This window comes from Micromonospora sp. NBC_00858 (assembly GCF_045207365.1).
In the GTDB taxonomy this organism is placed as follows: Bacteria; Actinomycetota; Actinomycetes; order Mycobacteriales; family Micromonosporaceae; genus Micromonospora.
Window position 1 is genome coordinate 601551 of record NZ_CP108828.1, and the last position, 12787, is coordinate 614337.

General features: G+C 72.0%; 10 protein-coding genes and 1 tRNA gene. 6 read left to right on the forward strand and 5 right to left on the reverse strand.

What is annotated here, in order from left to right:
* Positions 1-172 precede the first annotated feature (172 nt).
* Positions 173-1126, forward strand: a complete 954-nt coding sequence (locus OG990_RS02860; protein ID WP_406078904.1) for a sulfite exporter TauE/SafE family protein — start codon at positions 173-175, stop codon at positions 1124-1126.
* Between the two features lie 171 nt (positions 1127-1297).
* Here OG990_RS02860 and OG990_RS02865 read toward each other — a convergent pair whose 3' ends face one another.
* Entirely contained in the window at positions 1298-2734 is a 1437-nt protein-coding gene (locus OG990_RS02865; protein ID WP_406078905.1) for a pyridoxal-dependent decarboxylase, read from the reverse strand.
* 255 nt (positions 2735-2989) lie between these two features.
* On the opposite strand from OG990_RS02865, the gene OG990_RS02870 reads away from it, so the two are divergent.
* Positions 2990-5236: a cellulose binding domain-containing protein gene (locus tag OG990_RS02870; RefSeq protein ID WP_406078906.1), complete on the forward strand. Its 2247-nt coding sequence runs from the start codon at positions 2990-2992 to the stop codon at positions 5234-5236.
* Between the two features lie 199 nt (positions 5237-5435).
* Here the strand turns inward: OG990_RS02870 and OG990_RS02875 are convergent, their stop codons facing one another.
* Positions 5436-6446 (reverse strand): LLM class flavin-dependent oxidoreductase, encoded by a 1011-nt coding sequence (locus OG990_RS02875; RefSeq protein ID WP_328418803.1) that lies wholly within the window; start codon positions 6444-6446, stop codon positions 5436-5438.
* Between the two features lie 80 nt (positions 6447-6526).
* Positions 6527-7006: an Lrp/AsnC family transcriptional regulator gene (locus tag OG990_RS02880; protein ID WP_386983938.1), complete on the reverse strand. Its 480-nt coding sequence runs from the start codon at positions 7004-7006 to the stop codon at positions 6527-6529.
* An 83-nt stretch (positions 7007-7089) separates the two neighbouring features.
* Here OG990_RS02880 and OG990_RS02885 point away from each other — a divergent pair, with 83 nt between their 5' ends.
* Positions 7090-8268, forward strand: coding sequence for a trans-sulfuration enzyme family protein (locus OG990_RS02885; RefSeq protein WP_406078907.1), 1179 nt, complete (start codon positions 7090-7092; stop codon positions 8266-8268).
* An 18-nt stretch (positions 8269-8286) separates the two neighbouring features.
* On the opposite strand, the gene OG990_RS02890 is transcribed toward OG990_RS02885, so the two are convergent.
* Positions 8287-8937, reverse strand: coding sequence for an NAD-dependent epimerase/dehydratase family protein (locus OG990_RS02890; protein ID WP_328418800.1), 651 nt, complete (start codon positions 8935-8937; stop codon positions 8287-8289).
* A gap of 190 nt (positions 8938-9127) precedes the next feature.
* Positions 9128-9210, reverse strand: a tRNA-Leu gene (locus OG990_RS02895).
* Between the two features lie 82 nt (positions 9211-9292).
* Between OG990_RS02895 and OG990_RS02900 the strand changes: the two genes are divergently transcribed.
* The 3 genes from OG990_RS02900 (at position 9293) to OG990_RS02910 (ending at position 12726) form a co-directional block, all read left to right on the forward strand.
* Positions 9293-9913 carry an ANTAR domain-containing response regulator gene (locus OG990_RS02900; protein ID WP_089019813.1) on the forward strand — a complete coding sequence of 207 codons (621 nt, stop codon included), beginning with the start codon at positions 9293-9295 and terminating at the stop codon, positions 9911-9913.
* 96 nt (positions 9914-10009) lie between these two features.
* A complete protein-coding gene (locus OG990_RS02905; RefSeq protein ID WP_406078909.1) occupies positions 10010-11209 on the forward strand; it encodes a hypothetical protein in 1200 nt (399 codons plus the stop codon).
* A gap of 365 nt (positions 11210-11574) precedes the next feature.
* Positions 11575-12726, forward strand: a complete 1152-nt coding sequence (locus OG990_RS02910) for a branched-chain amino acid ABC transporter substrate-binding protein (protein ID WP_328418798.1) — start codon at positions 11575-11577, stop codon at positions 12724-12726.
* The last annotated feature ends 61 nt before the right edge of the window (positions 12727-12787 follow it).

A 12787-nucleotide genomic window follows, 5' to 3' on the forward strand; every position in this document is an offset into this window, starting at 1 on the left:
CGGCCCGCCGTCCGGCCGTGTCACCCACCCACCCCGTCCGTCCTGGCCGGTCCTCCGTGCTCCGACGCTGACCGCCGGCATCCCATCCACCGATCAGGGTCTTGACCCCGGCCACCCCGTGCCGCATTGTCGACCAAGTCGATAGGAGATGTCGAAAAGACAGGGGGCGCTCGTGCGTAAGCTGCTGGTCCTCGCTCTGGTCGGGCTTGCCGCGCAGCTGGTCGACGGCTCGCTCGGCATGGCGTACGGGCTGACGTCGTCCACCCTGCTGCTGGTCGTCGGGGTCGCCCCGGCCGCCGCCTCCGCGTCGGTGCACCTGGCCGAGATCGGCACCACGCTCGCCGCCGGGGTGGCGCACTGGCGGTTCGGCAACGTCGACTGGCGGGTGGTGACCCGCATCGCGCTGCCCGGCGCGATCGGCGCGTTCGCCGGCGCCACCCTGCTCAGCTCGATCTCCACCGAGTCGGCCGCGCCGTGGATGGCCGGCATCCTCTTCACGCTCGGCGCGTACCTGCTGGTCCGCTTCGCCCGACCGCTGCGTACCGACCGGGTCGGCGGGCGGCTGCGCGGGCGCTTCCTCGGCCCCCTCGGCCTGGTCGCCGGGTTCGTCGACGCCACCGGCGGTGGGGGCTGGGGCCCGGTGGCCACCCCGGCGCTGCTGGTCTCCGGCCGCCTGGAGCCGCGCAAGGTGATCGGCTCGGTGGACACCGCCGAGTTCGTGGTGGCCGGCGCGGCCAGCATCGGCTTCCTGATCGGGCTGGGCACCGAGGGATTCCTGCTGCCCACCGTGGCCGCGCTGCTGATCGGCGGGCTCATCGCCGCCCCGCTGGCCGCCTGGCTGGTGCGCATCGTGCCGGCCCAACTGCTCGGCGCGGCGGTCGGTGGCGTGATTGTGCTGACCAACGCCCGTACCCTGATCCGCGCGGGCGACCTGGGCGGCGCCGTGCCGCCCCTGGTCTACGCCCTGCTCACCGCCGGTTGGCTGGCCGCGCTGGTGTTCGCCGTGCGCGCCCTGCGCCGAACCCGCCGCGCCCACGTCACCGCCACCGACGTCGCTCCCACCCCAGCACCCGCCAGCGCAGTCCCGGCTGACCTGGCCACAACGGGTACGCCCACCACGCGCTGAACCTCGCGACAACATCGCCCAGGCGCTCCACGGCGAGGGCGGGTGTGGTCGCGTCGATCATGGAGTCGTGGTGGCCAGAATGTCGTCACTTGCCCGCTTTGCGAGGCACCACAACCCCATGATCGACGCGCGGGAGGCGGGAGGCGGGCGCGGGGGGGCGGGGGAGGGCGGTCAGTGGGGGAGTAGGTCGTTGGTGGTGGAGGTCAGCAGCGTCCAGGCCTCGTCGATGTGCCGCTCGGTGGTCTGTGGCGAGCCGACCGCCAGCCGCAGCGTGTACCGGCCGGCCACCCGGGTGTGCGTCAGGTGCACCCGCCCGGTGCGGTTCATCCGGGCCAGCAGTTCGGCGTTGACGTCGTCGTCGGCGCGCAACCGGAAGCAGACCAGCGAGAACGGGTGCGCCGCCGCCAGCTCGAACCGGTCGTCGGCCCGGAGCCGGTCGGCGAACCGGGCGGCCAGCGCCACTCCGGAGCGGATGTGTGCCCGCAGTCCCTCGGCGCCGTACCAGCGCAGCACGAACCACAGCTTCAGGGATCGGAACCGGCGGCCCAGCGGGACCTGCCAGTCCCGGTAGTCGATCACCGCGCCGGACTCGCTGGCCGCGTTGCGCAGGAACTCCGGCAGCACGGTCAGCGCCTCGACCAGCTCAGCGCGGTCGGCCACCCAGAACGCGTCGCAGTCGAAGCCGGTGAGCAGCCACTTGTGCGGGTCGAAGCAGTACGAGTCGGCGTACTCCAGACCGGCGTGCGACCAGCGCAGCTCGGGGCAGACGGCGGCGGCGCCCGCGTACGCGGCATCCACGTGCAGCCAGATCCCGTACTCGGCGCAGATCGCGCCGATCTCGGGCAGCGGGTCGACGGCGGTGGTGGAGGTGGTGCCGATGGTGGCCACCACGATGGCGGGCACGTCCCCGGTGGCCAGGTCGGCCTCGATCGCGGCGCGCAGTGCGGCCGGCCGGAGCGCCTGGGTGTCCGGGTCCACCTCGATCGTGCGGACCCCGTCGGCGCCCAGCCCGGCGATCCGTACGGCCTTCTCGATGGAGGAGTGCCCGTGGGTGGAGGTGTACGCGCGGTAGCGCCGGTCGATGCCGGTGTCGCGCCAGCGGCCCCCGCTGGCCCGGTGCAGTGCGGCCAGCGTGGCCACCAGGGTCGCCGAGGAGGCCGAGTCCTGGATCACCCCGCCACCGGTACCGGTCGAGCGGAACCGTGGCGGCAGGTCCAGCAGTTGGGCCAGCCAGTCCATCATCACGGTCTCCAGCTCGGTGCAGGCCGGGCTGGCGGCCCAGAGCATGCCCTGCACACCGAGCCCGGAGCTGACCAGGTCGCCGAGCACGCTCGGGCCGGAGGTGTTGGCCGGGAAGTAGCCGAAGAAGCCCGGGTGCTGCCAGTGGGTCAGCCCCGGTACGACGATCGCGTCCAGGTCGGCGAGGACCGCCTCGACCGGCTCGCCGGCGGTGGGCGGCGCGACCGGCAGGGCGGCCGCCACGGTGCCCGGCGGGTCGGCCGGGGTGATCGGGCGCTGCTCCAGCGTGGCCCAGTAGTCGGCGATCCAGTCGACCACGGCGTGGCCGGCGCGGCGGAACTCGTCGGGATCCATATGTGGGGCGCTCACCCGGACGAGTTGATCAGGCATCGTCCGCCGGGGCAAGACGTCACCGGGCCATCAATACAGCAACGGGCATCGATATTGCGCCGTGGAAAGCGCTTGCCTTACGATGCGCGGTGAGTCGGATCCGTGAGTTCCAGGGCGTTCATCCCCGATCAGGTCGCCGCCCGCCGCCGTCGCGGCGGACCAGTTCACCGCGCTTTCCCGGGCAGGGCAGGTGGACCCACAGCGGTCACCCCACCGGATCCCCGGAGGCAGTTCATGCACCCGTCCAGACATCGTCTGATCCTGCTCGCCGGCACGACGGTGACAGTCGTCGTGGCCGGCACCCTCGGTACGGTCGTCGCCTCGGCCGCCGCCGTCGGCTGCCGGGTCGACTACCAGGTCACCAACCAGTGGCAGGGCGGCTTCGGCGCCAACGTCACCGTCACCAACCTCGGCGACCCGGTCACCGGCTGGGCCCTCACCTGGTCGTACACCGCCGGCCAGCAGGTCACCCAGGCGTGGAACGCCGCCGTCACCCAGTCCGGCGCCCAGGTCACCGCGCGCAACGTCGACTACAACGCCACCATCGGCACCAACGGCACCGTCGCGTTCGGTTTCAACGGCTCGTGGACCAGCGGCAACCCCGGCCCGGCCAGCTTCGCGCTCAACGGCGTCACCTGCACCGGCGCGCCGCCCACCGACGGTCCGACCACCCCGCCGCCCACCACCCCGCCGCCGACCACGCCGCCCCCGACCACGCCGCCGCCCACCGGGGGCGGGCTGCAGATGGAGGACCTGGACCGAGGGCTGATCAGCGTCCGTTCCGGCAGCGGCAACCTGGTCTCCTGGCGGCTGCTCGGCACCGAGACCTCCGGCGTCGCGTTCAACCTCTACCGGGGCTCCACCAGGGTCAACGCCAGCCCGATCACCGGCGCCACCACGTACCTCGACAGCGGTGCGGCGGTCGGCTCGGCGTACACCGTCTGCGCCGTGGTGGGCGGCGCCGAGCAGGCCGCGTCGGCACCCGCCCTCCAGTTCGGCGCCGGCTACCTGGACGTGCCGTTGCAGGTTCCGCCGGGCGGCAGCACCCCCAGCGGGGAGAGCTACACCTACAGCGCCAGCGACGCCTCCGTCGGCGACCTCGACGGCGACGGCAGCTACGAGATCGTGCTCAAGTGGGAGCCGTCGAACGCCAAGGACAACTCCCAGTCCGGCTACACGGGCGTCGTCTACGTGGACGCGTACACCCTTGCCGGGGCTCGGTTGTGGCGCGTCGACCTGGGCCGCAACATCCGCGCCGGCGCCCACTACACCCAGTTCCAGGTGTACGACTACGACGGCGACGGGCGCGCCGAGGTGGCCATGAAGACCGCCGACGGCACCCGCTCCGGCACCGGCCAAGTGATCGGGTCCGCCTCGGCGGACCACCGCAACTCCAGCGGCTACGTGCTGGCCGGCCCGGAGTACCTGACCATATTCGACGGGCAGACCGGGGCCGTGCTGTCCACCGTCACCTACGACCCGCCGCGCGGCACCGTGTCGTCCTGGGGTGACTCGTACGGCAACCGGGTGGACCGGTTCCTGGCCGGCACCGCGTACCTGGACGGGCAGCGCCCCTCCCTGATCATGGCCCGGGGCTACTACACCCGGGCGGTCGTCGCGGCATGGGACTTCCGCGACGGCACGCTGCGCAAGCGCTGGACGTTCGACTCGAACGCCTCCGGCAACGGCGCCGCGGCCGGTCAGGGCAACCATCAACTCTCCGTCGCCGACGTCGACGGCGACGGTCGCCAGGAGATCGTCTACGGCGCCGCCACCATCGACGACAACGGTCGGCTGCTCTACTCGACCGGCAACGGGCACGGCGACGCGCTGCACGTCGGCGACCTCGACCCGAGCCGCTCCGGCCTAGAGGTGTTCAAGGTCGACGAGGATGCCAGCAAGCCCAGTTCCTGGTTCGCCGACGCGCGTACCGGTCAGATCCTCTGGTCCACGCCGGCCTCGGGCGACAACGGCCGGGGAGTCTCGGCGGACATCTGGGCGGGCAGCCCCGGCGCGGAGTCGTGGTCGTCCGCCGTCACCGGGCTGGCCAACACCAGGGGGCAGAACGTCGGCCGTAAGCCGTCGTCGGCCAACTTCCTCGCCTGGTGGGATGGTGACCCGGTGCGTGAGCTGCTCGACGGCACGAAGATCGACAAGTACGGCACCGGCGGTGAGACCCGGCTGCTCACCGGCAGCGACGTGGCGTCCAACAACGGCACCAAGTCCACGCCGGCGCTCTCCGGAGACATCCTGGGCGACTGGCGCGAGGAGGTGCTCTGGCGGACCACCGACAGCCGGGCGTTGCGTATCTACAGCACGCCCACCCCGACCAGCACCCGGATCCACACCCTGATGCACGACCCGCAGTATCGGGTGGCGATCGCCTGGCAGAACACCGCCTACAACCAGCCGCCGCACCCGGGGTTCTTCATCGGCGACGGAATGGCCAACCCGCCCACCCCGAACATCTACCTACGCTGATCTGATCCTGGCGGCCCCGAGCGGGGTCGCCTAGGGTGGCAGGCACCGGGCCGCAGCCGCGGAATCCGCTCAGCTCCGGCCCGGTGCGCCACACCGCGGCATTCCCGACCCGTCCCGACCGGAAATGCCGTACCACCACCGGCACCAACGTTAGGCACCGTCCGGGTCGCGGCGGTGACGCTGACATGAAGATCGTGTTTCACGCCTCCCGGCGTAGACCGCCCGCTACCTGCTCGGCGATCAGCTCGTACGAGCGCACCCGGTCCTGCACGTCGTAGACGAGCGTGGTCAGCATCAGCTCGTCCGCACCGGTGCGTTCCTGCAACTCGGTCAGCTGTCGCCGGACGGTCTCCGGCGAGCCCATCGCCTGACCATCGCGGCGCTGCAGCACGAACTCCCGCTCGATCTCGGTGTACGGGTAGGCCGCCGCCTCCTCGGGCGTGGAGAGGGGTTCCGGCCGGCCGGAGCGCAGCTTCAGGAACGACAGGGCGCTCGGCCCGGCCAGCCACTCGGCCCGCTCGTCGGTCTCCGCGCAGACGGCGTTGACCGCCACCATCGCGTATGGCTTGTCCAGCCACTGGGAGGGCCGGAAGTTCTGCCGATAGAGCGCGAGCGCCGGCAGCGTGTTCGCCGAGCTGAAGTGGTGCGCGAAGGAGAACGGCAGGCCGAGCAGGCCGGCCAGTTGGGCGCTGAAGCCGCTGGAGCCGAGCAGCCAGACCGCCGGTTGCTCACCGTGCCCGGGGGTGGCGATGATCTGCCCGGGCCGCTCTCCGCTGAAGTAGTTCATCAGGTCGTTCAGCTCGCGCGGGAAGCCCTCGGCCGAGAGCCCTTCCATGGTGCGGCGCAGGGCCAGCGCGGTCACCTGGTCGGTGCCCGGCGCCCGGCCGATCCCGAGGTCGATCCGGCCAGGGTGCAGCGCCTCCAGGGTGCCGAACTGCTCGGCCACCACCAGCGGCGCGTGGTTGGGCAGCATCACCCCGCCCGACCCGAGCCGGATCGTGGAGGTGTTCGCGGCCAGGTGGGCGAGCAGCACCGCGGGGGCGGAGCTGGCGATCGCCGGCATGTTGTGGTGCTCGGCCACCCAGAACCGGTGGTAGCCCAGCTCCTCGGTGCGGCGGGCCAGCTCGGTGGTGGCCCGCAGTGCCGCGCCAGCGGTGGTGCCCTTGGCGACCGGGGCAAGATCAAGAACAGACAACGGTACGGTGATCACAGGGTCAACCAACCCGTCGGCGACCGATTTTGTTCCGCTTGGCCGGCATCCGTCGGGTTATTCACCGCCCCTGCCGCTGCTCAGCCCATCCCGCGGGCCTGCTCGAAGATCAGGCTGGTCTGGGTGTGCTGCACCACCGGATCGACGGCGAGGTGGTCCAGCACGAAGTCGCGCAGCGCGTCCCCGGACGCGGCCCGCACATGTAGCACGTAGTCCTCCGCGCCGGCGACGTGGAACACCGACACCACCCCGGGCAGCCGCACCGACCGGGCCCGGAACGCGTCGACCGCCGCCCGCTCGTGCGCGGTCAGCCGTACCGACACCAGCGCCTGCAACGGCAGACCGAGCGCGGCCGGATCCACCTCGGCGTGGAAGCCGCGGATCGCGCCGCGGTCGCGCAGTGCCCGGGTGCGGGTCAGGCAGGTCGACGGCGCCACCCCCACCCGCTCGGCGAGGGCGTTGTTCGGTAGCCGGCCATCCGCGGCCAACTCGGTGAGGATCGCGCGGTCCACCTCGTCCAGGCTTGGGTGGGACCGCACATCGTTCGGCTCAGGGGGCATCCCGCCATCCTCGCCCGAATCTGTCAACAAAACCAGCCCACCGGACAGAATTATGTTCCAGGCTATTGCTCATTAGTTGGCGGATGTTCGACGCTACCGCCATGACGACGGTGGACACCCGGGCCGTGCACGCCGGCCGCGACGACCTACGGACGCTCGGCGTGCACGTACCGCCGATCGACCTGTCCACCACCAACCCGCTGCCCTCGGTCGAGGACGGCGGGAACGCCTACGAGCAGCTCGCCACCGGCGGCCTTCGCCCAGCCGAGGGCGGCTCCGTCTACCAGCGGCTGTGGAACCCCACGGTGGCCCGCTTCGAGACCGCCCTCGCCGAGCTGGAGGGCACCGCGCAGGCCGTCGCCTTCGCCAGCGGCATGGCCGCCCTCACCGCCGCCCTGCTCGCCGCCGGCCGGGACGGCCGTCGGCACGTCGTCGCCGTCCGACCGCTGTACGGCGGCACCGACCACGTGCTGGCCACCGGGCTGCTCGGCACCACCGTCAGTTGGGCCCGCCCCGACGAGGTCGCCGCCGCCGTCCGTCCGGACACCGCGCTGGTCATCGTCGAGACGCCCGCCAACCCCACCCTCGACCTGGTGGACATCGCCGCCGTCGCCACCGCCGCCGGGGACGTCCCGCTGCTGGTCGACAACACGGTCGCCACCCCCGTGCTGCAACAGCCGGCCCGGCACGGTGCCGCCCTCGTGCTGCACAGCGCCACCAAGAGCATCGGCGGGCACGGCGACGTGCTCGCCGGCGTCGTCGCCTGCGACGCGGAGTGGGGCGCCCGGCTGCGCCAGGTCCGCGCGGTCACCGGCGCGATCCTGCACCCGCTCGGTGGCTACCTGTTGCACCGCGGGCTGCAGACCCTGCCGCTGCGCGTCCGCGCCCAGCAGGCCAACGCCGAGAAGCTCGCCGGCTGGCTCACCGACCACCCGGCCGTACATCGCGTGTACCACCCGTCGGTGCACGACCCAGCGGCGTTGGTCGGCCGGCAGATGGCCGGCCCCGGCAGCCTGCTCGCCTTCGAGGTACGCGGCGGCGCACCCGCCGCGGCCGCCGTCGCCGGCGCCTGCCGGCTGATCACCCACGCGGTGTCCCTCGGCGGCGTGGACACCCTGATCCAGCACCCCGCCTCGCTCACCCACCGGCCGGTCGAGGGCGACGCGAAGCCCGTCGGCGGTCTGCTGCGCCTCTCGGTCGGGCTGGAGGACACCGAGGACCTGCGCGCTGACCTCGCCCAGGCGCTCGACATCCTCGGCTGACCGGCCGGGCCGGTCGGCTCAGGCCAGGTCCTTGCCGGCCAGCACCCGCCGGGGCGAGCCCTCCCGGGCCACCCGCAGCATTGCCTGGCCGAGTCGGTCGGTGCTGGTCACCTGGTTCGGGAAGAGCCGGCTCACCACCGGGAACAGCGGGCTGGTCACCGCGTAGAGCACCCGGTACCAGCGCGTCCGTGACACGGCGCCGTGCGTCGGCTGGATGAAGCCCGGCCGGGCCGCGTAGCCGTTGGGCAGGAGATCGCGGACCGCGTTCTCGGTGCGGCCCTTGACCCGCGCCCACATCACCCGGCCCCGCCCGGTGGAGTCGGTGCCGACGCCGGAGACGTAGACGAAGGTGACGCTCGGGCTCACCTCCGCCAGCAGCCGCGCCGCCGCGAGCGGATAGTCATAGCTGATCTTGGTGTACGCGGCCTCGTCGAGGCCCAACGAGGAGACGCCGAGGCAGTAGAAGCAGGCGTCGACGCCGGTCAGTTCGGCGCGCACCGCGTCCAGCTCGCCGACGTCGGCGACGACGAGCTCGCGCAGCTTCGGATGCCGCTGCCCGGTCGGCTTCCGGCCGACGGTCAGCACCTCCCGCACGTCCTCGGCGAGCAGGCACTCGCGCAGCACGCCCTGACCGACCATGCCGGTCGCGCCGAAGATGACCACCCGCATCAGTTCGCACCCCTGTCGTCGATCTCGTCGCCCGGCCGGTCCGGTCGGGCCAGCCGTAGGCGGCGGGGTCCGTCGGATTGTCGACACCGTGCGATCGGCGGAAGCAACGGATGAGAGTACGCGTGCTGCCGACCGGATGCGGTGGCGGCGAGCGCGGTGGACGCGGGCTCGAGCCCGCGTCTGAGGTGGGTGCCGGGAGCGGGATTCGAACCCGCAAGCCCTTTCGGGCAGAAGTGTTTGAGACTTCCGTGTATGCCGTTCCACCATCCCGGCGAGTGCCGCTTACTGTACCCGACTACGCTTCTGCGGGAGCATGGGTGGTAGCCGTGCAGGAACGATGGTGGGGGTAGGGCTGGTGGCCGAGACGCCGACGGATGCCGAGCGCAGGCGGGTGCTGATCGCCGAGGACGAGGCGCTGATCCGGCTGGACCTCGCCGAGATGCTGGTCGAGGAGGGCTACGAGGTGGTGGGCGAGGCCGGCGACGGCGAGACCGCCGTCCGCCTCGCCGAGGAGTTGAAGCCCGACCTGGTCATCCTCGACATCAAGATGCCGATCATGGATGGGCTGGCCGCCGCCGAGCGGATCGCCGGCGCCCGCATCGCCCCGGTGATCATCCTGACCGCGTTTAGCCAGCGTGACCTGGTCGAGCGCGCGCGGGCGGCGGGCGCGATGGCGTACCTGGTGAAGCCCTTCCAGAAGAGCGACCTGGTCCCGGCGGTGGAGATCGCGCTGTCGCGCTACTCGGAGGTCGCCGCGCTGGAGGCGGAGGTCGCCGGCCTGACCGACCGCCTGGAGATCCGCAAGACGGTGGAGCGCGCCAAGGGTGCGCTGATGACCACGTACGGGATGACCGAACCGCAGGCGTTCAAGTGGATCCAGCGCACGGCGATGGACCACCGGATGACCATGAAGGAGGTCGCCGAGCGGATCCTCGCCGAGACCGCCGGCGGCGAGGTGGCGCAGCCGACCGTCTGATCGGCGTCCGCTTCCCGACTGCCCCGTCGGATCGGTTCCGGTCGTGCGGCAGGTCGGGGGCCACCGCGCGGCGGCTGCGGGGCATAACATCGAGGCGTGTCCGTCCGACGGGTCATCGCGGTGTTCGGTCTCTTCGTGCTGCTGCTCTCCGGCTGCGACGGGCCCGCCGATCCGGCCGCCGAGACGTCGACCAGCGTGGGGCCGACCGCCGCCGCGCCGGTGCTCCGGCCGGGGTGGCAGCCTCTGACGGTGCCGGCGCCGCCGGGTGGCGAGGGCCGCCTGCTGCTCCGCGACGCGGCGGCCTGCGCGGGCCGTTGGTTCCTGGTCGGTGGTGTCGTCGACGCCGCTGGCGGCACCCGCCCGGCGGCCTGGACCAGCGTGGACGGTACGACCTGGACGGTCGTGCCGGTGCGCGCTGATTCCTTCTACGGCCGGCAGAACGTGCTCTCGTCGGTGGCCTGCCGCGACGGGAGGGCGGCGGTGATCGGCGCCAAGACCGGTGGGGCGCACGGCTATCCGCGGATCAGCACCTGGCGGCAGTTGCCCGACGGCACGCTGGTCGAGGTGCAGGCGTCGTTCGAGACGTTCGGCGGGCCGACGGCGGTCAACGTGTCCCGGTTGGCGGCTGGCGCCCCGGGCTGGCTGATCGTCGGCAATCGCTCGGCGGGCGCGGCCTCCTGGGTGTCTTCGCCGGACGCGGCGGAGTTCGCACTGGTGGAGGGTGCACCGGAGCTGGCCAGCGACCCGGTCGGGGTGACCTGGGCGTTCGACGCCGTGGCGGCGCCGCCGGGCTGGCTGGCGGTGGGTGGCCTGCTGCCGGCCGGCCGGATCGACCGGGATCCGGCGGTCTGGTCATCGCCGGACGGGCGGTCGTGGCGGCGCACGGTGCTGCCGGGCGGCCCGGAGTACGAGGAGATGCAGCGGGTGACGCTCGTCGGCGGGGTGCCGGTGGCGGTCGGGCTGCGCGGGGCGACGTTCGGCACGTGGCGGCAGGAGGCGTCGGGCTGGGTGGCCGCCGGGACGTTCGGCCGGCGGGCCGGGGCCGGGGTGCCCGGGGTGGCCTCGCTGGTCGCCGCCGGGGATCGGCTGGTCGCCGCCGTGACCGACGGTGCGCGGCACTCGGTGTGGGTCTCGGCCGATCGCGGCGGGTCGTGGCGGGAGGCCGCGATGCCGCTTGATGTGTCGGCGGGGGTCGATCGGGACGTGGCGCTGGTGGCGGTGGGCGACCGGTGGTGGTTGGCGGCGGACGACGGCACGCGGGCGGGGTTGTGGTCGGCGGCTGGCGTGGGCGCCTGAGCACCGGTGGTCGCGCGGCGCTCTGCCCCGGGTGGGATGTGCCGAGCCGTTTCCGCAGGTCAGGTGGCCTTTCGCCAGGGGATCCCGGTCCGGGCGGGTGCGGGTGAGCTCCGACCGGACGCCGGCTTAAGGACCGACCGGCGGATTCACCTGTTACGGACATCGACAAGATTGCGCTCGTCTTCGTAACGGTTTCGCAGACCCCCCGTTCAGGCCTTCCGGGACGGTGTGCCGTGTCGGTACGCTCCGCCATCACGAGCCGTAACGCAGGGGAAGTCCCTGCGGGGTGGGTGGAATTGCGGGCCTGCTGCTGTCGCCGTCGTTTCGGGTCAGCCGCGTCCGCATCTGGAGGAGGTCAGGAAGCCGTGAGGCGAAGCTATGTACGGGCGCTGGGTACCGTTGCGCTCGCCGCGACCCTAGTGGTCGCGGCTGGTTGCCAGGATTCCGGTGGAGGCGATGATGGGACCGCGTCCGGTGACTGCGGTGGCAAGATCGCGATCTTCGGCGCGTTCACGGGTGACAACGCGGGTCTGGTGATCCCGTCGCTGAACGGCGCGAAGCTCGCCGTGAAGCAGTTCAACGAGGCGAACCCGAACTGCAAGGTCACCATGCAGGAGTTCGACACCCAGGGTGACCCCGCGGTGGCGACCCCGTTCGCGAACCAGATCGCTGGGGACAACTCGTTCCTCGGTGTCATCGGTGGTCACTTCTCCGGTGAGTCGGACGCCACGATGCCGATCTACCAGGCCGCGGGCCTGGCGATGATCAGCCCGTCGGCGACCCGGACGGACCTGACCCAGAAGGGCAACACGTCCTTCTACCGCGTCGTCGGCAACGACGGCACGCAGGCCGGTGCGGTGGCGAGCTACCTGAAGACGCAGAGCGCGCAGAAGGTCTTCCTCGTCGATGACGCCAGCGCGTACGGCGCGGGCATCACCGAGGAGCTGGGCAAGCAGCTCGGCCCGCTGGTGGTGAACAAGGACAAGATCCAGGAGCGGCAGGCGCAGTTCGACGCCACCATCTCCAAGATCAAGTCTGCGCAGGCGGACTTCGTCTTCTACGGCGGCTACACCCGTGAGGCCGCTCCGCTGGTGAAGCAGATGCGCGCTGCCGGTGTCCAGGCCAAGTTCGTCGGCCCGGACGGTCTCTACGACCCGGCGTTCCCGGCGGGTGCCTCCGGCGGTGCCGAGGGCGCGATCATCACCTGCCCGTGCCTCCCGGCTGACAAGGCCGGCGGCACCTTCTCCGCCGACTACCAGAAGGAGTACGGCATCGCGCCGGGCTCCTACGGTGCGGAGGGCTTCGACGGCGCCAAGGTCTACCTGGACGCCTTCAAGGACGGCAAGAAGAGCCGGGCCGACATCCTGGCGTACGTGAAGGCGTACGACAAGCAGGGCGTGTCGAAGTACATCAAGTTCGATGCCAAGGGTGACGTCGACCCGTCGAAGGTCGTCATCTGGGCCTACCAGATCAAGGGCACGGCTATCGAGCCGCTGCAGGAGCTCAAGCTCAGCTGACGCCCAGGCACTGGAGTGCGGCCGGGGTGTCTCACCCCGGCCGCGCTCGATTCAAGGAGAC

Excerpts from the sequence above, each read along its gene's own strand:
- OG990_RS02870 (WP_406078906.1), top strand. The coding sequence starts at position 2,990 with ATGCACCCGTCCAGACATCGTCTGATCCTGCTCGCCGGCACGACGGTG.
- OG990_RS02890 (WP_328418800.1), bottom strand. The coding sequence starts at position 8,937 with ATGCGGGTGGTCATCTTCGGCGCGACCGGCATGGTCGGTCAGGGCGTG.
- OG990_RS02880 (WP_386983938.1), bottom strand. The coding sequence starts at position 7,006 with ATGCCCCCTGAGCCGAACGATGTGCGGTCCCACCCAAGCCTGGACGAG.
- OG990_RS02885 (WP_406078907.1), top strand. The coding sequence starts at position 7,090 with ATGTTCGACGCTACCGCCATGACGACGGTGGACACCCGGGCCGTGCAC.